This is a genomic window from Citrobacter sp. L55 (assembly GCF_002850715.1).
In the GTDB taxonomy this organism is placed as follows: Bacteria; Pseudomonadota; Gammaproteobacteria; order Enterobacterales; family Enterobacteriaceae; genus Citrobacter; species Citrobacter braakii.
Window position 1 is genome coordinate 1 of sequence record NZ_KZ559401.1, and the last position, 20,267, is coordinate 20,267.

The window sequence follows — 20,267 nt, forward strand, 5'->3', positions numbered from 1 at the left end:
AAAACGGAATCTATGGTCACTCCCGTTTTTGCAACACCGATTTTGACGATAAATTGGCTTGCTTGAATCTATCCGGCGTCTGAATGGGATTTTATTCCCGCGCCTCGATGAGTTCCGCGCCTGATGAACCTCCAGAAAATATACGGCTTCAATGAGCCTTTCCGTTTTACAGGTTCCTCAACAGGCCGGTGGGCCGTTAGTATCATCAATATCAGTATTCGCAAAACCAGATCAGTGATTCTTTAAACCGGTGTATTTCTGCCGTTATGCTACATAAGTTTGCTGTCGTGCCGTTAGGGCCCAGGCTATTCTGGCCAGCTTGTTTGCCAGAGCACAAGTGACGACAAAGTTGCTTTTCCTACACAGTAGATCCCTGACCCAATCGGCCAATTTGCCAGACTGGTGTTCCAGTTTTTGTATGAATACCCTGGCACATTGAACCAACAAAGTTCGGATCTTTTTGTTACCTCGCTTACTAATTCCCAGCAATGTCGTCCGACCTCCCGTGCTGTACTGTCGAGGCACTAGCCCTGTTGCCGCCGCAAAGTCACGACTGCTGGCGTACTGCTTCCCGTCGCCAATCTCAGTTGAAATAGTACTCGCTGTCAGTGTTCCGACGCAGGGAATGCTCAGCAAGCGCTGTCCAATCTCATCTTCGTCCAACTTTCGTTTCAACTGGGATTCCAAATCTTTAATCTGCTCAACAAGATAGTGATAATGCTGTTGTAATTTCAGCAATAACTGGCTGAGGTATAGAGGCAAACTATTGTCCTCAAGAAGGGTACTCAGTCGGCTAATAACGGCAGCTCCTCGTGGAACGCTGATGCCAAATTCCAGCAGAAAAGCATGCATCTGATTGGTTGTTTTTACCTTATCCTGAACCAGGGATTCACGGACACGATGCAGCGCACGCATTGCCTGCTGAGATTCAGTTCTGGGCTGTACAAAACGCATAGACGGACGCGATGCAGCTTCACAAATAGCTTCGGCGTCGACAAAGTCGTTTTTGTTACTTTTAACGAATGGACGGACAAATTGTGGTGATATCAGCTTAGGAAAATGCCCNCCTGAACCAGGGATTCACGGACACGATGCAGCGCACGCATTGCCTGCTGAGATTCAGTTCTGGGCTGTACAAAACGCATAGACGGACGCGATGCAGCTTCACAAATAGCTTCGGCGTCGACAAAGTCGTTTTTGTTACTTTTAACGAATGGACGGACAAATTGTGGTGATATCAGCTTAGGAAAATGCCCTAACTCTTCCAACTTGCGTGCCATAAAGTGAGAGCCACCACAGGCTTCCATTGCGATGGTTGTAGCGGGGCATGTCGCCAAAAATTCGATTAACTTTGGCCGTGTAAATTTTTTACGGTAAACAGCCTTGCCGCGACGATCCTGGCAATGAATATGGAAAGAGNAACTCTTCCAACTTGCGTGCCATAAAGTGAGAGCCACCACAGGCTTCCATTGCGATGGTTGTAGCGGGGCATGTCGCCAAAAATTCGATTAACTTTGGCCGTGTAAATTTTTTACGGTAAACAGCCTTGCCGCGACGATCCTGGCAATGAATATGGAAAGAGTTTTTACCCAGATCGATACCAATGAGCGCAATGTTTTCCATGATAGTTCTCCGAATGAAAGCCTGTCCTCAGCATAGTACCGGGAAGGAGGGAGTGACCATCTCATTAAAAATGATCGTTATAGTTATCAGCGGAATCGCTTGAGTAGTTACGATAATCACCGGAGTACATCAGTAAATACTTATCCTGACCGCGCTCTCCGATCATACTCAAAACGGGCGCTGCGCTCTGAAACGAGGAACCGATAGCATCTCTGCTATGTGGCTGATAAGACACGTTATCATTATAACCATAGTCCACAGCGACCTTGCCCTGGAAGTCGATCCCCGCAAAGCCAATGTGTGATTTCGGTGTTAAATCAGCCCATACGGGCTGCGATATCACGATTCCGGTAATCACGAGTAATTTAGTATGCATTCTTACCGATAAATCCTTTAAAAATAGTTTTAATAATAATTTTTATATCCAACCATAAAGACCAGTTTTGAATGTACTCAATATCGTACTGAACCCTTTTTTCCATCTTATAAAGCGCATCGATTTCCCCGCGGAAACCGTTGATCTGCGCAAGCCCGGTGATCCCAGGCTTAACTTTATGGCGGATCATGTAATTTTCGACCTGTTTACGGTACTGCTCATTATGCGTAACCGCATGAGGTCTGGGACCGACAATCGACATACTTCCCTGCAATACATTGATAAATTGCGGTAGTTCATCCAGTGAGGTACGGCGTAAGAAACTACCAAACTTGGTTACTCGTGGATCGTTTTTAGTGGCCTGAATAACCGTATCGGCGTTCTCCATAACGCGCATCGAGCGAAACTTCCAGACCTTAATTTTTTGCCCGCTAAGACCATACCGGTCTTGTTTGAAAAAGACTGGCCCGCGGGAAGTGAGTTTGATTCCAATGGCAATGGCCAACATCAGCGAAGAAATCATCACCATAATGATGCTACCAAGCACCAAATCTTCCGCCCGCTTGATAAACGAACCCGCCCCTTCGAACGGCGAACTAAAAATGCCAATAGTTTGCAGGTTGTGAATGGAGCGCAGCTTGGACATGTTGTTACTGTAGGTGTGGAAGTCAGGAACAATATACGTATCTACGGTGGTGTCTGACATCATCGCCAAAAAATGACGAATGCGTTGTAAAGCTACCATCGGTAAAGCGATGTAGATTTCGTCTATATTTCCCTGCCGGGCTTCCTCAACCAGATTGATCACCGGCCCACGAAAGGGGCTTTTAACCTTATCGACGATATCGCCACAGCGGGATAAGGCGCGCTCATCATAAAAAGCCAGATCTAATGTGATATTAGCGTATTCATCCATTAACGCGTTTTCTGCCGCCAGGCCATTGTCGGTCAGACCAATAATCGCCACACGCATACTCTTTTTCGTTGAATATTTAAAAATGAAAAAGCGAATGTAATAAAGAAAAGGTAATGGGATGAAGTACCAGTAAATAATCGCTGAATAAAAGGGGGAAGGCAGTTTGTCTAAGTAGCCGAGAGACTCGGGTTCAGCCACCGTCATGCTGACCAGTTCGTTCAGAAAAATCGCCAGTAGTGTACAAAAAACCAACCGTTTTTGATTACGTAAACCGATCGTCTTAATCTTTTGTTGATACATTTTAATGTATTCAGCAAACAGTAAGAAAAAGACTGAGAAGAGAATACTCAGAATGGCAATGGTGTTAAATGGCGCCAGACCTAACAGATGGGCGCTAAAAATTAACGTCGCATTGATTACAATGAAATCGACCAGCTTTAAAAAGACTGGATATCCCTGGCTGCTAATCTTTAGCGATTTTTTAAGCATATCTCAGCCCATTATTTATTGATCTTTAATTGTTTTTTTCTCATTTATGTTGCTAATTATATCACAAGTCTTAAAAACGCAATGGCACACTGTCAGTAAATGTAAAAAACAATGTAATACAATGTGATGGGTTTCGCACCATACAAATGCAACCCAATGATTTAGATGATTATTTATTGGTAATATTTTTTAATTTCATCCTTAAAAAACATGATTAATTGCAACATAAACGTCATTGACAGATCACAATTCATAAGCTACCAGTGGCTAGAATCACATGATGAGCGCCTGACAACGGGTTAACCTTACAAAAAGCAATACTTTGTCCAAACCTCGTTGCGCTACGCTCAGTGATGAGAGTCCTGGAGAGCGACAAGAAGAAATCAATAAGTGTATTTATAATTCCCACCATAAAAATAACTTAGTAACACATTTACAAAGCAATGATTAGCAACCTTATTATAAATAAGGTATTTTACGAAGAGTCTGCGATTGCTTTCATTTTCACGCTCAAATTTCAAAAAAAAAAACGAATAGTAAAAAAATTTAGTTTAAATAATTGTAGCAACTCCGATGAGTAGAAGCGGCAAGCATGGCTTAAATTAAAACGATAGCCAATCATTGAGAAAATGCGTGTTACATATTACTAATGTCAACATTCTGCATGAACACACCTTTAACATCAGAGTTTACAGCGCTTACCAACACATCAATTTAAAATAAAGAGAAGAGAATAAATGACAGCATTAAAATTTTGTTAAAAGCAGCGTAAATCGCCCCAACGAATTATTGATAACAATGTATACACTTTTGTTAAGATATATATAAAAACACCTTCCAAAGCCATTCAATCATGCCAAAAAAATTTTGTTTACTTATTTTTCGCAAATAAATAATATCCGCGCCGGATTACTTGTTGAGCAATTTACGCACGTTAATCATTTCTTTCAAATGAAGTCCTACATCATTTTTTGACGTTGATGAACTCCAGCTGAATCTGTGCCTCTGACAAGTACTTTTCTGGGTAAATAATAAATTTAACGGAGTTATGATGATGAAAACTGCACTTACCAGCAGTGTACTGGTCGCTTTGTTTGCCGCTAATGCTGGCGCAGCAGCGAATTACGTTACCACTGCCGCAACAGGTTCTAAAGCCACCGCGACGGTCCATTTTACCGGTGAAATTGTTGCCTGTACCTGCGTGGTGAGCACAGCAAACCAGCCAGGTAAAACAGTGGCATTGCCACAAGTTACCAACCAGCTATTTAGCGGCGCGGGCTCTAGCACCGGTGATACTCCGTTTACGTTGCAATTTAGCGGCTGTAGTGGGGTAACTGGAGGAAGCGGCTATGTGGTGGTCTTTACCGGTAAAACCCCTGGCAGTAACACAGCACTTCTGGAAGCGAAACGTGGCTCGGCTTCTGCCACCGATGTTGGCATCGAAGTGGATCAAGCGGGTCATGCCCTCGATTTCGCTTCCGGTAGTAATGAGGTGAGCTTAAAAGCAGATCAAAATGGCGATGCACAAATCGATCTGGTCGCCAAATATCAGCAAATTGGCGGAACGCTGCCTGCGGCTGGCACGATCACTGCGGATATGAATTACACCGTCATTTATAAATAACGGACGTTGATTGCTATGGATGGCACTCTTCCCTGAACCTGGAAAGTGCACCTGATGAATAAAATATTCTTTTACCTGCTGCTGTGTGTGATTAGCACCGCTCACAGCGCAATTAATTTGGGTCAAACGCGCGTTATTTATAATGAGAACGATAAAGCGGCGATGTTTGACGTCAACAATAATACAGACAAGCCATATATGGTACAGACGTGGCTGGATAATGGTAATCCGGATGAGACGCCTGCCAATCTGCCAATGTTAATTACGCCCCCGATCCTGAAACTTGACGGCCATAAATCAGCCGTGTTGCGAGCTATTTATCAGGGCAACGGCTTTCCTGAGGATGTTGAATCTGTAGTGTGGATTAATGTGCAGGAAATCCCCACCATCGAGAATGAAGAAAATACCTTACAGCTGGCGCAGCGTATTCGCATCAAACTATTTTATCGCCCTGTTGGGCTGAATATGACGCTACCTGAAGCCGTTGAGAAATTACAGTGGCAGTGCCACGGTCATACTCTGCGGGCGGTCAATGCGACGCCGTTACATATCTCCCTGACGCAATTACATATTAACGGCCAAAACATTGATGCCGACATGATTAATCCGCATGGCGAACGCACGTTTGCGTTGTCACAGCAAAAAGTCAGCCATATCGGTTTTAGCTGGGTAGATGATTACGGCGGCACTAACGCGGTTAATAACGTCCCGGTATCTTGCAATTAAGCTGGGGTTGCACATGATGAAAAAAAATAAGCACCCGCAACGGTACACCCTCTTTACGCTGTCAACGCTGGCCGTGTGCATACCTGCATACGCCAGCAGCACGCCGCAGTTTAATACCCGTTTTGTACATGGTACGCAAAATATTACCTCCGTAGTGCAAATAGCCCGTAATGACGGACTTAGCGAAGGCACGTTTGAATACGATATATATCTAGACCATAGCTTCGTCGAAACGCGCAATGTTGACTTTAAAAGACGTCAACCACAAGGCAAGCCGCAACCTTGCCTGAGCGCGGACGATCTGCGCAAATACGGGATTAAAATCCCTGAAGGTAACGCCGATACCTGCGTGGAGCTCACGGCTCTGATCGCAAACAGTCGCCTGACGGCAGATGCAAACTACCAGCGCATTGATATTTCAGTACCAGAAGCTTTTCTGCTTTCGACTGCGCATGACGCCGTGCCTGAATCGGCCTATGACGATGGGATTAATGCCGCTTTTGTCGGCTACAACGCCAATACGACGCACCTGATTGAACAGGGCCAGGATCATGACTCTGTTTTTGCCAGTTTTGCCAACGGTATAAACCTGGCGGGATGGCATTTTCGTAACCAGTCTACTTTCAGCTATGCCAGCGGTTCAGGCCGTCAATGGCAGGCGGTTTCCACGTGGGTGGAACGTAATATTATTGCGCTGCGTAGCCGCTTGCGCTTCGGGCAAACATATACGGACGACGATGTATTTGACAGCATCCAGTTTACCGGGGCACAGCTCACCAGCGATGAAAACATGTTGCCTGATAGCCAACGCGATTTTGCGCCAGTCGTTCGCGGCGTCGCCAATAGCAATGCCACAATCGAAATCCGTCAAAATGGCTATCTGATTTACAGTAAAAACGTCGCGCCGGGCGCATTTGACATTGATGATATCAACCCCAGCAACCAAAGCGGCGACCTGTACGTCAGCGTTATTGAAGCCGATGGCAGTCGGCGTAATTTCAGTGTGCCTTATTCGGCGGTACCGAACATGCTGCGTGCAGGTAACAACCGCTTTCAGTTTACGGCAGGGGAATACCGCGACGGTTACAGCGGTGGTTGGCGGCCCCGCTTTGTTCAAGGCACATTGAGTTATGGTCTCAGCTTTGGCTCCACGTTGTACGGTGGTTTCCTGACCGCAGAAAGCTATAATGCGATTGCCACCGGGATCGCGCAGGATCTGCACCAGTTCGGCGCGATCTCTTTCGATATCACTACCGCCAGAGCGCAGCTTGCCAGTGGAGATACGTCCACAGGACAAAGTTACCGTTTCTTATACTCCAAATCGCTGAACCAGTACGGTACGGATTTCCGTCTGGTAGGCTACCGCTACAATACCTCCGGTTATTACAGCTTTAGCGACACCATTAACGAGCATAACAGCTGGTCCTCGGGCTATTACGACATCGCCTATGACGACCCGAATCAACAGCTGCGTTTCCCTGGCGAGGAGCACAACAAAAAGCATTACTACACCACTAACTACAATAATCGCCGCCAACGTTTTGAGGTCTCTGTTAACCAGCGTTTGTGGGATAACGCCTCTCTTTACGTCAGCGCCAGCCAGCAAAACTACTGGCACAACGGGAGTCACGACCGCACGATACAGTTGGGTTACAACGATACACTGGGGAAAATCAACTGGAGCGTTTATGTACAGGATACCCGTAACCAGTACGACTACCAGGACCGCAGTATCAACCTGACGCTTTCCATTCCATTCGATTTCATGGATAGCCGCGGCTTTGTCTCCACCAACATCATGCATAGCCAGCAGAATGGCGACAGCTACTCCACCAGCTACAGCAATACAGCATTTGACGATCGTCTGAGCTGGGGCGTTCAGGGCAGTACCACCGATCGACAGGATTCCTCTGCCGGGGTTAACGCCGCCTGGCAAGGCGACAAGATGAATGTTCAGGGGGGCTACAGCGCAGGACGCAACTACCAGAATATGAATATGGGCATCAGCGGCGGGGCAATGCTGCACGCAGGCGGCGTGACGCTCATGCACTCTCCTGGCGATACCATGGTGTTGGTCGAGGCCAAAAATGCCGACGGTGTCCATATCCAGCAACAAAATGGCGTGGCAATTGACGGTAACGGCTATGCGGTCCTTACCGCCGCAGACGCATGGCATTACAACGTGGTGAGTCTGAATACCGCTGATATTGGTGCCGGGCTGGATATTCCGCAGGCACAGAAAAAAATTGTTCCAACAGAGAAAGCCATCGGCAAAGTGGTGTTTGAAACCTTCAGCGGCCGCAACTATCTGGTCAATGCCGTCATGCCCGGCAATATTGCCCCCCCGGTCGGCGCGAACGTACGAGATACGAAAGGTCGTAGCCACGGTCTGGTCGGTATGCATGGCGCACTGTATGCCAGCGGCGTGGAGGACAATTCTCGCCTGGAAGTGCGCTGGGGCTCCCACGCAAATGAACACTGCTTTATTCAAATGCCGGATAACCATAACCAGCCGGTGAAGAAAATCGGATATACACAAATTACCGCCCAGTGCGTCGGCTCGTAAGGTGCAATCAATGAATCCGTTAAAAATAGTTAAACTCGTGGCGCTGCTTTGTTTGCCGATATTCAGTAGTGCAAGCTATGCGGTTACCTGTACAGCAAACAGCGTCTCCGTACACGTTGATCCCATTAAAATCAGCCACAGTACCACCGCTGGGGACACCGTTTGGGTGTCCAATCCACAAACCGTTAGCGTCACTTGCCGCGACACAGACTATATGCCCCACGGCGAAGCCGCCAGAATCTACATCGACCCTGATCATGAGTTTGCGCATTTTCTGCAGGGAACCAATATGAAACTGGTGGTGAGCATTGATGGTCGCCCCTACGATCAAAGCGCCCAGGCCGTCACCACCCAATATCAGGCAACGTTGCCCCGAACACGTTCAGACAACTACTGCAGCAGTAATAACCACAGCCATTCCAGTGACTGCCAGGCGCGCCCACAAACATTTTCTTTCACCTTTAACCTCAGTCTGGTCGCTACCGGAAAACTCCCGGATCCTTTGCCTGCGCTGGCCGGTCGCACCATCAACAAAGTTTTCGTCGTCGACGGTATTGGCAGCATTAACGCCTGCGGTTCGCATTGCTCCACCAGCAATCCGGCAAAAAACTTTGGCCCCGCGCTTAATGGCCTGAATAACATCAGTTATATCAACTGCGAACCGATCGTCTCTATCAGCTCTGACAAAGGAACGGATACCGTCGAGTTTGGCAGGATCAGCATTACCGAAGCAAAAGTGGGAAAAGATAACAGCCACAGTAAACAGTTTGCCGTTATTGCCGCAGAAGCCGCCGGGAAGCATGAATGTCGCGGCATCAACTACGCGGTAACGTTTACCGGCACCACGAGCAACAGCGGCGCAGTTTTTACCGGTCAGGGTACGCCAGATATCGGCGTTACGCTCCAGGATGCTGCACAGCCCGGCTCCGGGGACATTATCAGCGGCAACCGTATCGATTTTGCCAGTAACGCGTTTACCAACCAGAGCGACAGCCGACGCAAAGAGTTCATGGCAACCCTGTTCTGGCTGAAGAATCCTCCCCAACCCGGCACATTTAGTATCCCTGTCAATGCAACGGTGACCTTTAAATAACAGGCGCAGGACGATGCTGATCGTCCTGCGCGTCTCGCACCAGGCATAAAAACCGCAGTCGTACGCTTAACCCGCCTAATGTTTCACTCCGTGATAGCTGAGGGTGCGTGCGGTGCAGACGAGCAATGTCGTTGACCAGCGCCAGGCCTATCCCGGCGCCAGGGACATTACCGACGTTATCAAGGCGATGAAACGGCAGCAGCGCCTGGTGCACCATCTGCTCATCGATACCCGGCCCGCTATCTTCAACCACCAGCACCACCGCCTCTCCTTTTCGCAGCAGACGGGCGGTTACCACACCATGCGGCGGCGTGTATTTCAGTGCGTTATCCAGCAGATTCCCGCACAGTTCGCCAAGCAGGACTTCATCGCCCTCAATCCACACCGCATCCTGTTCCCCTTCATAGCCCAGATCGATCCCTTTACTGCGCGCCTGCGCCAGTCGCGTGAAACAACTGCTTTGCACCACCTCATACAAATTAACCGGCGAGAAGTGCCTTTCTCCTTGCTCTTTGCGCTTCACAGCCGACAACTGTAACAGCCTTTCCGTCAGTTGAATGGTGTTGTCCAGCGTGGAGCTCATGGCTTGCAGACTCTCATACCATTGCTGCGGCTGCTGGCTGGCGAGGGCCACCGACGCCTGAGTTTTTAGCACCGCCAGCGGCGTTTTAAGCTGATGGGAAGCATCCGCGCTGAAGCGCTCCTGGCGAGAGATCAGGCCGCGAAGTCGGTCCAGATAACGGTTGAATGCCACAATCAACAGACGGGTTTCCGACCACGGCAGCAGCTCCGGCAACGGCGTCAGCAGCCCAGGCTCGCGACGCACCATCAGCGATGACAGCTGGCGCATCGGGCGTAACACCCGACGCAGCAGCCAGCCGACCAGCACCAGCGTGAGCAGCACCAGCAGCCCTTGCGAAACCCACGAGGAAAACAGCAACTGTCGCGCCAGGTAACGTCGCGATTGCAGCGTTTCGGCGACATAAATCTCGGCCATGCCGATAATGCCGCCCTCGTTGACGGGCTGCAGCAGACGCGCCACGCGAATTGCCTCCCCGCGATATTCAGTGTGATAAAACCACGCCAGCGCCGGATAAAGCCGCGTACGCGATGTCGCAGGCGGCATCGCAGGTAAATCGTCATAACCTGAGATAACCTTCCCCGCCGGATCGACCACCTTGTAATACAACCTGTCGTTCATATTCAGCTCAAAGCTGTCCAGCACCACCCACGGCACATTCACTTCCAGCTGTTTGTTGTGCACCACCAGTCGCTCGGAGACGGTTCTGGCAGACGAGAGCAGCGTCCGGTCATACGCCTGCGTCGCCGCCTGTAGCGCGCTGACATAGCTGTTAAATGCCGACAACCCCCACAACAACATGAGCGGCAAACCCAGAAACATCAGCAGTTGCAGGTATAACGATTGGGGTTTAACCCACTTCATCGCTACGCTCCAGCACATAGCCCAGCCCGCGCAGCGTGGCGATGCGCACATCGCTTCCCTGTAGCTTTTTACGCAGACGATGGATGTACAATTCAATGCTTTCGGGGCTGACCTCATCGTTTAGACTGAAGACCTGTTCAAACAACTGCTGACGCGAAACCGGTCGCAATCGACGGTACATCAGCACCGTCAGCAATGCCTGTTCGCGCGGCGTGAGCGCCAGCGCCTGCCCCTGCAACAGAAAATAGCCCTCATCGTGAAACGCCAGTTCGCCCAGTTGCTGTATGCCCTGCACCTGCCCCGCGCTGCGGCGTAGCAAAGCCCTCAGCCGCGCATCCAGCTCCTCGATTTCAAACGGTTTTGCCAGATAATCATCGGCCCCGACGTTCAATCCTTTCACCCGATCGGCCACCGCGCTGCGCGCCGTCAGCAGCAGAACAGGAAGCGTCTGCCCGCGTTTGCGCAGGCGCTGAACGACGTCAAGACCATCCAGTCCCGGCATATTGATATCCAGCACCGCCAGCGCGTACGTTTCGCTATGTAAAAGATGGTCGGCCGCCAGGCCATCAAAAACGCAGTCGACGGCAAAACCGTTTTGCACCAGCGCTTTCTCCAGCCAGTGAGCTAACTCACGATTATCTTCCGCTAATAAGAGACGCATATCACATCCTGTAAAGTTTCTGCCGCATTGAAAGGGAATTGAAAGGTTAATGTTTTAACAATCATGCAACCGAACTGCTACACATCGGCTCACATAATCACAAAAATCTTCTTCCGTACCCGAAAATCCGGTTTTCCGGTGTGAGGATAAACAATGAAAAAACAGTTACTTCGTACCCTTACTGCAAGCATTTTACTGATGAGTACCTCTGTTCTGGCGGAACAAGCGCCATCGCGCACAGAATGTATCGCCCCTGCTAAACCTGGCGGTGGTTTCGATCTCACCTGTAAGTTGATTCAAGTGAGCATGATGGAAACCGGCGTTATCGAAAAACCAATGCGCGTTACCTACATGCCCGGCGGCGTTGGCGCCGTGGCCTATAACGCGATCGTCGCGCAACGTCCGGCTGAAGCGGGTACCGTAGTGGCATTCTCCGGCGGCTCGCTGCTGAACCTGTCACAAGGGAAGTTTGGTCGCTACGGCGTTGATGATGTCCGCTGGCTGGCAAGCGTGGGCACTGACTACGGCATGATTGCCGTACGCCAGGACTCACCATGGAAAACGCTGAAAGATCTGCTGACGGCTATGGAGAAAGATCCTAACAGCGTGGTCATTGGCGCAGGCGCCTCTATCGGTAGTCAGGACTGGATGAAGTCGGCGCTGCTGGCGCAAAAAGCCAACGTCGATCCACACAAGATGCGCTATGTGGCCTTTGAGGGCGGCGGCGAACCGGTCACCGCGCTGATGGGGAATCACGTACAGGTGGTTTCCGGCGATCTCAGCGAGATGGTGCCTTATCTTAGCGGCGACAAAATCCGCGTGCTCGCCGTGTTCTCTGATCAACGTCTGCCAGGCCAGTTAGCTAACGTACCAACCGCCAAAGAGCAGGGTTACGACCTCGTGTGGCCCATCATTCGTGGCTTCTACGTTGGACCAAAAGTCAGCGACGCCGAGTATCAGTGGTGGGTTGATGCCTTTAACAAACTCCAGCAGACCGATGAGTTTAAAAAGCAGCGCGATCTGCGCGGCCTGTTTGAATTCAACATGAGCGGTAAGCAGCTCGACGAATACGTGAAAAAGCAGGTCACGGATTACCGTGAGCAGGCGAAAGCCTTCGGTCTGGCGAAATAAGCGCAGAGGCAAAGATGATGAGCGATCGTATTTTTGCAGGTATCTGGCTGTTGCTCTGCATAGCCGGGCTGTTCGTGGCCTGGCAAATCACCAGCGAATACAGCTATGAGCCGGTTGGGCCGCGTCCCTTTCCGCTTGGCATTATCAGCCTGATGCTGGTATGCGCCGTGGCGCTGCTGTTGCGCCATCCCGACACCATCAGTTGGCCCCGCCGTCACGTGCTGCAAAAGCTGCTGACGATGGTGATTGTTCTGTTGATGTACGCCTGGGGTTTCGAATGGCTCGGTTTTCCCATCGCCACCGCCATTCTCACCGTGGTGATTGGCATGCTGTTCGGCGCAACCATTCCGGCTGCCGGGATTTCCGGCGCGGTACTCGGCATTCTGCTGTGGTATGCCTTTGACCGACTGCTTGACGTCACCTTACCACTCGGCGCCTGGCTGGGTTAACGGAGAAACGATGGATACCTGGATTTATCTTTCTCAGGGTTTCGCGGTGGCCATGACGCCGGAAAACCTGGTCATCGCCCTGATTGGCTGTTTTGTCGGTACCATTGTCGGGCTGTTGCCTGGTCTTGGACCCATTAACGGCGTGGCGATCCTCCTGCCTCTGGCGTTCGCTTTGCATCTGCCTGCAGAATCTGCGCTGATCCTGCTGGCTACGGTCTACATAGGTTGTGAATACGGCGGACGTATCTCCTCCATCCTGCTGAATGTTCCCGGCGATGCGGCGGCGATTATGACCGCGCTGGATGGCTACCCGATGGCGCAGCAAGGCCGTGGTGGCGTTGCGCTCTCTATCTCGGCGGTCAGCTCTTTCATTGGTTCGCTTATCGCTATCGGCGGCATCATTCTGTTTGCCCCGGCGTTAGCCCAATGGTCGCTGGCCTTCGGTCCGGCGGAATACTTTGCCTTAATGGTTTTCGCCATTGCCTGCCTCGGCAGCATGATGGCGCAAAACCCGCTGAAATCATTTCTGGCAGCGCTTATCGGTCTCGGCCTTGCGACCGTTGGCGTAGACGCCAATACCGGGGTTTATCGCTTTACCTTTGACAGCGTTCATCTCTCCGACGGTGTGCAGTTTATCGTGGTAGTGATTGGGCTGTTCTCAGTCTCTGAAATACTGTTAATGCTGGAACATACCAGCAGTGGCCAGACGCTGGTGCGTAAAACGGGCCGCATGTTATTTAACGCCAAAGAAGGTGCGCAGTGCGTTGGCGCAACCCTGCGTTCATCGGTGATTGGCTTTTTCGTCGGCGTCCTGCCCGGCGCGGGCGCAACCATTGCCAGCGCTATCACCTATATGACCGAGAAAAAGCTCAGCGGCAATAGCGAAAGCTTCGGCAAAGGGGATATACGCGGCGTGGCGGCCCCCGAAGCCGCCAACAACGCCTCGGCCTGTGGCTCCTTTATCCCGATGCTGACGCTCGGCGTACCGGGCTCCGGCACCACGGCGGTGATGATGGGCGCGCTGACGCTGTACAATATCACCCCGGGTCCGGCCATGTTCACCGAACAGCCGGACATCGTCTGGGGGCTGATTGCGGCGCTGCTGATTGCTAACGTGATGCTGCTGGTGATGAACATCCCGTTGATCGGCCTGTTTACCCGTATGCTGACCATCCCCTTGTGGTTTTTGGTACCGGCTATCGCGGCAGTCTCCGCGGTGGGCGTGTATGCCGTCCACAGCACCACTTTCGATCTGGTGCTGATGGTTGCCCTCGGCGTGCTGGGCTACATATTGCGCAAAATGCACTTCCCGATGTCGCCGTTGATTTTAGGCTTCGTTCTGGGGGAAATGCTGGAGCAGAACCTGCGTCGGGCGCTGTCTATCAGTAACGGTAATATGGATATTCTGTGGGCCAGCGGCGTGGCGAAAGTGCTGCTGGTGATGGCGGTACTGGTTATCGTGGTCCCGCCAGTGCTACGCCTGATTCGTAAACGTAACAGCAAACCGCAGGTGGATATCAGTTAATAATATGCCGGATAGCGGCGCTGACGCGCCTTATCCGGCATTTTCATCTTAATTCCTGAACGGCACTGAGTACATGCTCAACAAACCGCGTCAGCTTGGGCAGCGGACGCAAATCTTGTCGCCACAGCAGATGAATAGGCCGCGGCTGCGGCGTAAACTTTTCCAGTATCCGAATCAGTTTCCCGGTAGCCAACTCTTGCGCCAGCAGCACCTCCGGTTGCAATAACAGTCCGGCCCCCGCTACCGCCGCCATACGCAGGCCATGACCATCGTTACAGCGCAGGATCGCATCGCGCTTCCATCTGACTTCGCCCGTCACGCCAGGCAGTATCCATTCGTTGCGAGCCGTCCACACGGTATGGGACAGGCACAGATGATCCACCAGATCCGCAGGCGTAAGGGGCGTGCCATGACGGGCAAGATAATCCTTTGATGCACAGATCGCCATACGGTAAGGACACAGGTATTTCGCCACCACATCAGTCTGATGGATATCGCCAATACGGATCGCCAGGTCAACGCCTTCATTCACCAGATCAACCATCCGGTTGGTCAGATCCAGTTCAATGCGCACCTCTGGCCAGGCCTGTAAAAACGCAGCGGCCAGCGGCGAGATAACGCAAGCTCCAAAAGAAGTAGGCGCGCTAATGCGCAGCGTCCCCGCAGGGGCCAGCCGCAGACGCTCTACCGAACGCTCAGCTATCGACACCTGCTCCAGCACGCGGCGGGCTTCTTCAAAATAGACACGCCCGGCATCGGTCAGGCTCTGGCGGCGAGTATTGCGCTCCAGCAGACGCGTGCCAAGCTGTGCTTCCAGTTGGGTGATATATTTTCCCACCATCACCGCAGACATCTCGAGTCTTGTTGCCGCGGAGGTAAAGCTTCCGCTCTCCACCACGGCGATAAACGTTTCCATGCCGCGCAGCTTATCCATATTACAAACCTCTGGTTAGTAATCATCTAACTTATAGCCAGTTTATCCGATTTCATTTTCATTAAAGAATAGCGGCTCACACTATTCTGGAGGTGGTTATGAAAATCGTCATTATTGGTGCCAGCGGTACAGTGGGGCGCGCAGTCACAGAAACGTTAAGCCGTAAACATGAGGTGATCCGCGTAGGTCGCACGCAGGGAGATTACCAGGTCGATATCACCTCGCAGGAGAGTGTCGAGGCATTGTTTGAAAAAGTCGGTCGGGTAGATGCGATCGTTTCCGCCACCGGCAACCTGTTCTTTGGCCCGCTGTCGACAATGACCGACGAGGACTTTAATCAGGGATTACAGGATAAGCTGTTAGGCCAAATACGTCTGGCATTAACCGGGCAACATTTCCTCAATGATGGCGGCTCGATTACGCTAATTAGCGGCATTATCGCCCATGAACCCATCGCACAAGGGGCGAATGCGGCAACGATCAATGCCGGGCTGGAAGGATTTGTGCGCGCTGCTGCCTGTGAGCTAGGTCGTGGTCAGCGCATAAACCTGATAAGCCCAACCGTACTCAGTGAATCCGCCGAAGCATACGATGGTTTCTTCCCAGGCTTTGAAAGCGTCCCCGCCGCTACCGTTGCCAATGCCTATCGCCGCAGCGTGGAAGGCATCCAAACCGGGCGCATTTATAAAGTCGGTTACTGACTTTGCTGCTGCCGTTGAGTTACCCTCAGCGGCAGAATAATTAACTCTTTGTTTTAAAATAACATTACCTGTCATCCCTTCTCATCCCCGCACTTAACCTCACTTTTTATAATGTTAAATAATTGTTGTTTTTGATCACAAATAATAAACAAACAAGCCCATTCTGTGCGCGTTTTTCAAAAATGTAGATATTTTTAATTTATGGCTACGAAACGAGCTGCGCCATATCTCCCTGACAATCTACTGAGAGGAACGATTTGATGAACGCACTGACTGCCGTAAAACCGAACGCTGATGATCCAGCCCAGCACTACAGCGGTTTCACGTTGAAACCATCAGCCCAGTCCCCACGCCTGCTGGAGCTGACTTTTTCCGCTGAGACCACTGAGCAATTTCTGAAAGCCGTAGCGCAGTGGCCGGTGCAGGCACTGGAATACAAATCCTTCCTGCGCTTCAAAGTGGGCAAGATCCTCGACGACCTGTGCGGCAATCAGTTGCAGCCTTTGCTGCTGAAAACGTTGCTCGATCGTGCCGAAGGCGCACTGCTGATCAACGCTGTTGGCGTAGATGATGTGGCACAGGCTGAAGAGATGGTCAAGCTGGCGACGGCGGTAGCGCATCTTATCGGGCGCTCCAATTTTGATGCAATGAGCGGTCAATTCTATGCCCGTTTTGTGGTGAAAAACGTTGATAACTCAGACAGCTATCTGCGCCAGCCGCACCGTGTAATGGAGCTGCATAACGACGGAACCTACCTCGAAGAAATCACCGACTATGTGCTGATGATGAAGATTGACGAGCAGAACATGACCGGCGGTAACTCGCTGCTGCTGCACCTCGACGACTGGGAACATCTGGATCAGTACTTTACCCACCCGCTGGCGCGTCGCGCCATGCGCTTTGCCGCACCGCCAAGCAAAAACGTCAGCCAGGAAGTGTTCCATCCGGTGTTTGACGTTGACCAGCAAGGCCGTCCGGTGATGCGCTACATCGACCAGTTCGTCCAGCCAAAAGATTATGAAGAAGGCGTCTGGCTGAGCGATTTGTCCGATGCGTTGGAAACCAGCAAGGCCATTATTTCCGTTCCGGTTTCAGTCGGTAAATTCCTGCTAATCAACAACCTGTTCTGGTTGCACGGTCGCGATCGCTTCACCTCGCATCCTGACCTGCGCCGCGAGCTGATGCGCCAGCGTGGTTATTTCGCTTACGCGACAAACCACTACCAGACCCATCAGTAAGCGCGAAGGAATAAAGCGGATGTATGATTTTGTGATTATTGGCGGCGGCATCATCGGCATGTCGACCGCCATGCAGCTGATTGATGTCTATCCGGACGCCAGAATCGCGCTGCTGGAAAAAGAGTCCGGCCCGGCCTGTCATCAGACGGGCCACAACAGCGGCGTAATTCATGCCGGGGTCTATTACACTCCCGGCAGCCTGAAGGCGCAGTTTTGCCTGGCCGGAAATCGCGCCACAAAAGCCTTTTGCGACCAAAACGGCATCCGCTACGACGTCTGCGGAAAAATGCTGGTTGCCACCTCCGAACTGGAAATGGAGCGCATGCGCGCGCTGTGGGATCGCACCGCCGCTAACGGCCTTGAGCGCGAATGGCTGAATGCGCAGGAGCTTCGCGAGCGTGAACCCAACATCACCGGGCTGGGCGGTATTTTTGTTCCGTCGAGCGGGATCGTCAGCTACCGCGAAGTGACCGCCGCGATGGCGAAGATATTTCAGGCCAAAGGCGGTGAGATTATCTACAACGCTGAGGTCAGCGCGCTAAAAGAGCACGCTGCGGGCGTTGTCGTACATACCCGTCAGGGTCAGGAATTTGAGGGAGCGACGCTGATTAGCTGCTCTGGCCTGATGGCGGACCGACTAGTGAAAATGCTCGGCGTTGAACCCGGCTTTATCATCTGTCCGTTCCGTGGCGAATATTTCCGTCTGGCGTCAGAACATAACCAGATAGTCAACCATCTGATCTACCCCATCCCCGACCCGGCGATGCCGTTTCTCGGCGTTCATCTGACCCGGATGATTGACGGCAGCGTCACCGTGGGCCCCAACGCGGTACTGGCATTTAAACGTGAAGGCTACCGTAAACGCGACTTCTCGCTCAGCGATACGCTGGAGATCCTCAGCTCTTCCGGCATTCGTCGCGTGCTGCAAAACAACCTGCGCTCAGGACTTGGCGAAATGAAGAATTCGCTGTGCAAAAGCGGTTATCTGCGGCTGGTACAAAAGTACTGCCCGAGTCTGACGCTCAAGGATCTGCAGCCCTGGCCTGCAGGCGTGCGGGCACAGGCTGTGTCGCCGGACGGCAAGCTAATCGACGATTTCCTGTTTGTCACCACACCACGCTCAATTCACACCTGTAACGCGCCTTCTCCGGCAGCAACGTCGGCGATCCCTATCGGCGCGCATATTGTCAGCAAAGTTCATGCGCTGCTGGAGAACCAGAGTAATCCCGGACGCACGCTGCGTGCGGCACGTAGCGTGGAAACATTACACGCCGCATTCACCCGTTAAAACGATTAAGACAGGACGCAATTATGCAACTTAACGATCCAACCTTATTTCGCCAGCAGGCACTGATCGACGGCAACTGGCGTGACGCCAACAGCGGCGAGACCATCGCGGTGACCAACCCCGCCAACGGTCAGCAATTAGGTAGCGTACCGAAAATGGGGGCGGATGAAACCCGCGAAGCAATTAACGCCGCTAACCGCGCCCTGCCCGCCTGGCGTGCGCTGACCGCCAAAGAGCGGGCCAACATCCTGCGCCGCTGGTTCAACCTGATGATTGAGCATCAGGACGATCTCGCCCGTCTGATGACCCTGGAACAGGGTAAACCGCTGGCAGAAGCCAAAGGTGAAATCACCTATGCCGCTTCCTTTATTGAGTGGTTTGCCGAAGAGGGCAAACGTATCTATGGCGATACGATCCCCGGCCACCAGGCCGACAAACGCCTAATCGTCATCAAACAGCCGATCGGCGTTACCGCCGCGATTACACCGTGGAACTTCCCCGCGGCGATGATTACCCGCAAAGCCGGTCCGGCGCTGGCGGCTGGTTGCACAATGGTGCTTAAACCGGCCAGCCAGACCCCCTACTCCGCACTGGCGCTGGCAGAGCTTGCCAATCGCGCCGGGATCCCGGCAGGCGTTTTCAGCGTGGTGACCGGTTCAGCGAGCGCGGTCGGCAACGAGCTGACCGGCAACCCGCTGGTACGCAAGCTGTCATTTACCGGCTCAACCGAAATTGGCCGTCAGTTAATGCAGCAGTGCGCCAAAGACATCAAAAAAGTGTCGCTGGAGCTGGGCGGCAATGCGCCGTTTATCGTCTTTGACGATGCCGATCTTGATAAAGCCGTGGAAGGCGCACTGGCATCGAAGTTCCGTAACGCAGGCCAAACCTGTGTCTGCGCCAACCGCCTGTACGTGCAGGACGGCGTGTATGACCGTTTTGCCGAAAAACTCCAGCAGGCAGTGAGCAAACTGCACCTCGGTGATGGTCTGCAACCTGACGTCACCACCGGGCCGCTGATCGACGAGAAAGCGGTAGCCAAAGTGCAGGAACACATCGCCGATGCTCTGGATAAAGGCGCGCGCATTATCGCGGGCGGCAAACCTCACGCACTCGGCGGCAACTTCTTCCAGCCCACCATTTTGGTGGATGTGCCTGACAACGCGAAGGTCGCCAAAGAAGAGACGTTCGGCCCGCTGGCTCCGCTGTTCCGGTTTAAGGACGAGGCTGACGTCATCGCTCAGGCCAATGACACCGAGTTTGGTCTGGCCGCCTATTTCTACGCCCGTGATTTGAGCCGCGTCTTTCGCGTTGGCGAAGCGCTGGAATACGGCATTGTCGGGATTAACACCGGCATTATCTCCAACGAAGTCGCCCCGTTTGGGGGAATTAAAGCCTCCGGTCTTGGCCGTGAAGGATCGAAATACGGCATCGAAGACTACTTAGAAATCAAATATATGTGCATCGGCCTTTAATAAAATAAATA

General features: G+C 51.9%; 15 protein-coding genes and 2 pseudogenes. 11 read left to right on the forward strand and 6 right to left on the reverse strand.

The window, feature by feature from the left end:
- Nucleotides 1-264 precede the first annotated feature (264 nt).
- The 3 genes and pseudogenes from B9P82_RS07390 to B9P82_RS07410 form a co-directional block, all read right to left on the reverse strand.
- Nucleotides 265-1,418, reverse strand: a pseudogene (locus B9P82_RS07390) (IS110 family transposase); the annotation flags it as partial.
- Nucleotides 1,419-1,690: 272 nt separating this feature from the next.
- Nucleotides 1,691-1,999, reverse strand: a pseudogene (locus tag B9P82_RS07405) (capsular biosynthesis protein); the annotation flags it as partial.
- The gene (locus B9P82_RS07410; RefSeq protein WP_019077512.1) at nucleotides 1,989-3,404 is read right to left on the reverse strand and encodes an undecaprenyl-phosphate glucose phosphotransferase; all 1,416 of its coding nucleotides are present in this window, start codon (nucleotides 3,402-3,404) and stop codon (nucleotides 1,989-1,991) included. The pseudogene B9P82_RS07405 and the gene B9P82_RS07410, both read right to left, overlap by 11 nt.
- A gap of 1,051 nt (nucleotides 3,405-4,455) precedes the next feature.
- Here B9P82_RS07410 and B9P82_RS07415 point away from each other — a divergent pair.
- Genes B9P82_RS07415 through B9P82_RS07430 form a run of 4 tightly spaced genes read left to right on the forward strand, consistent with a single transcriptional unit; the run spans nucleotide 4,456 to nucleotide 9,413 of the window.
- Nucleotides 4,456-5,028, forward strand: a complete 573-nt coding sequence (locus B9P82_RS07415; RefSeq protein ID WP_101700148.1) for a fimbrial protein — start codon at nucleotides 4,456-4,458, stop codon at nucleotides 5,026-5,028.
- 54 nt (nucleotides 5,029-5,082) lie between these two features.
- Nucleotides 5,083-5,754, forward strand: a complete 672-nt coding sequence (locus tag B9P82_RS07420; RefSeq protein ID WP_019077515.1) for a fimbrial biogenesis chaperone — start codon at nucleotides 5,083-5,085, stop codon at nucleotides 5,752-5,754.
- Nucleotides 5,755-5,767: 13 nt separating this feature from the next.
- Nucleotides 5,768-8,320, forward strand: coding sequence for a fimbria/pilus outer membrane usher protein (locus B9P82_RS07425; protein WP_101700149.1), 2,553 nt, complete (start codon nucleotides 5,768-5,770; stop codon nucleotides 8,318-8,320).
- A 10-nt stretch (nucleotides 8,321-8,330) separates the two neighbouring features.
- Nucleotides 8,331-9,413, forward strand: a complete 1,083-nt coding sequence (locus tag B9P82_RS07430) for a fimbrial protein (RefSeq protein WP_101700150.1) — start codon at nucleotides 8,331-8,333, stop codon at nucleotides 9,411-9,413.
- On the opposite strand, the gene B9P82_RS07435 is transcribed toward B9P82_RS07430, so the two are convergent.
- Both B9P82_RS07435 and tctD read right to left on the reverse strand, forming a co-directional pair.
- A complete protein-coding gene (locus B9P82_RS07435) occupies nucleotides 9,406-10,857 on the reverse strand; it encodes a HAMP domain-containing histidine kinase (protein ID WP_016154125.1) in 1,452 nt (483 codons plus the stop codon). The two genes, B9P82_RS07430 and B9P82_RS07435, sit on opposite strands and share 8 nt — an antisense overlap.
- The gene (gene tctD, locus B9P82_RS07440) at nucleotides 10,844-11,518 is read right to left on the reverse strand and encodes a transcriptional regulator TctD (protein WP_101700151.1); all 675 of its coding nucleotides are present in this window, start codon (nucleotides 11,516-11,518) and stop codon (nucleotides 10,844-10,846) included. Before tctD ends, B9P82_RS07435 begins: the two co-directional genes overlap by 14 nt.
- 153 nt (nucleotides 11,519-11,671) lie before the next feature.
- On the opposite strand from tctD, the gene B9P82_RS07445 reads away from it, so the two are divergent.
- The 3 genes from B9P82_RS07445 to B9P82_RS07455 are packed head-to-tail and all read left to right on the forward strand — an operon-like array spanning nucleotide 11,672 to nucleotide 14,623.
- Entirely contained in the window at nucleotides 11,672-12,649 is a 978-nt protein-coding gene (locus B9P82_RS07445) for a Bug family tripartite tricarboxylate transporter substrate binding protein (RefSeq protein WP_095715247.1), read from the forward strand.
- A 14-nt stretch (nucleotides 12,650-12,663) separates the two neighbouring features.
- Entirely contained in the window at nucleotides 12,664-13,098 is a 435-nt protein-coding gene (locus B9P82_RS07450; protein ID WP_087050849.1) for a tripartite tricarboxylate transporter TctB family protein, read from the forward strand.
- Nucleotides 13,099-13,108: 10 nt separating this feature from the next.
- A complete protein-coding gene (locus B9P82_RS07455) occupies nucleotides 13,109-14,623 on the forward strand; it encodes a tripartite tricarboxylate transporter permease (protein ID WP_047414797.1) in 1,515 nt (504 codons plus the stop codon).
- A gap of 43 nt (nucleotides 14,624-14,666) precedes the next feature.
- Here the strand turns inward: B9P82_RS07455 and B9P82_RS07460 are convergent, their stop codons facing one another.
- Complete coding sequence (locus B9P82_RS07460; RefSeq protein WP_016157283.1) at nucleotides 14,667-15,557, reverse strand: LysR family transcriptional regulator; 891 nt, start codon at nucleotides 15,555-15,557, stop codon at nucleotides 14,667-14,669.
- A gap of 98 nt (nucleotides 15,558-15,655) precedes the next feature.
- Here B9P82_RS07460 and B9P82_RS07465 point away from each other — a divergent pair, with 98 nt between their 5' ends.
- From B9P82_RS07465 to gabD, 4 genes are all read left to right on the forward strand, one after another.
- Nucleotides 15,656-16,258, forward strand: a complete 603-nt coding sequence (locus tag B9P82_RS07465; protein WP_047414795.1) for a short chain dehydrogenase — start codon at nucleotides 15,656-15,658, stop codon at nucleotides 16,256-16,258.
- A 260-nt stretch (nucleotides 16,259-16,518) separates the two neighbouring features.
- Nucleotides 16,519-17,496: a glutarate dioxygenase GlaH gene (gene glaH / locus B9P82_RS07470; protein WP_101700152.1), complete on the forward strand. Its 978-nt coding sequence runs from the start codon at nucleotides 16,519-16,521 to the stop codon at nucleotides 17,494-17,496.
- Between the two features lie 19 nt (nucleotides 17,497-17,515).
- Nucleotides 17,516-18,784, forward strand: a complete 1,269-nt coding sequence (gene lhgO, locus B9P82_RS07475; RefSeq protein ID WP_016157289.1) for an L-2-hydroxyglutarate oxidase — start codon at nucleotides 17,516-17,518, stop codon at nucleotides 18,782-18,784.
- A 23-nt stretch (nucleotides 18,785-18,807) separates the two neighbouring features.
- The gene (gabD, locus tag B9P82_RS07480; protein WP_016154134.1) at nucleotides 18,808-20,256 is read left to right on the forward strand and encodes an NADP-dependent succinate-semialdehyde dehydrogenase; all 1,449 of its coding nucleotides are present in this window, start codon (nucleotides 18,808-18,810) and stop codon (nucleotides 20,254-20,256) included.
- Nucleotides 20,257-20,267 lie beyond the last annotated feature (11 nt).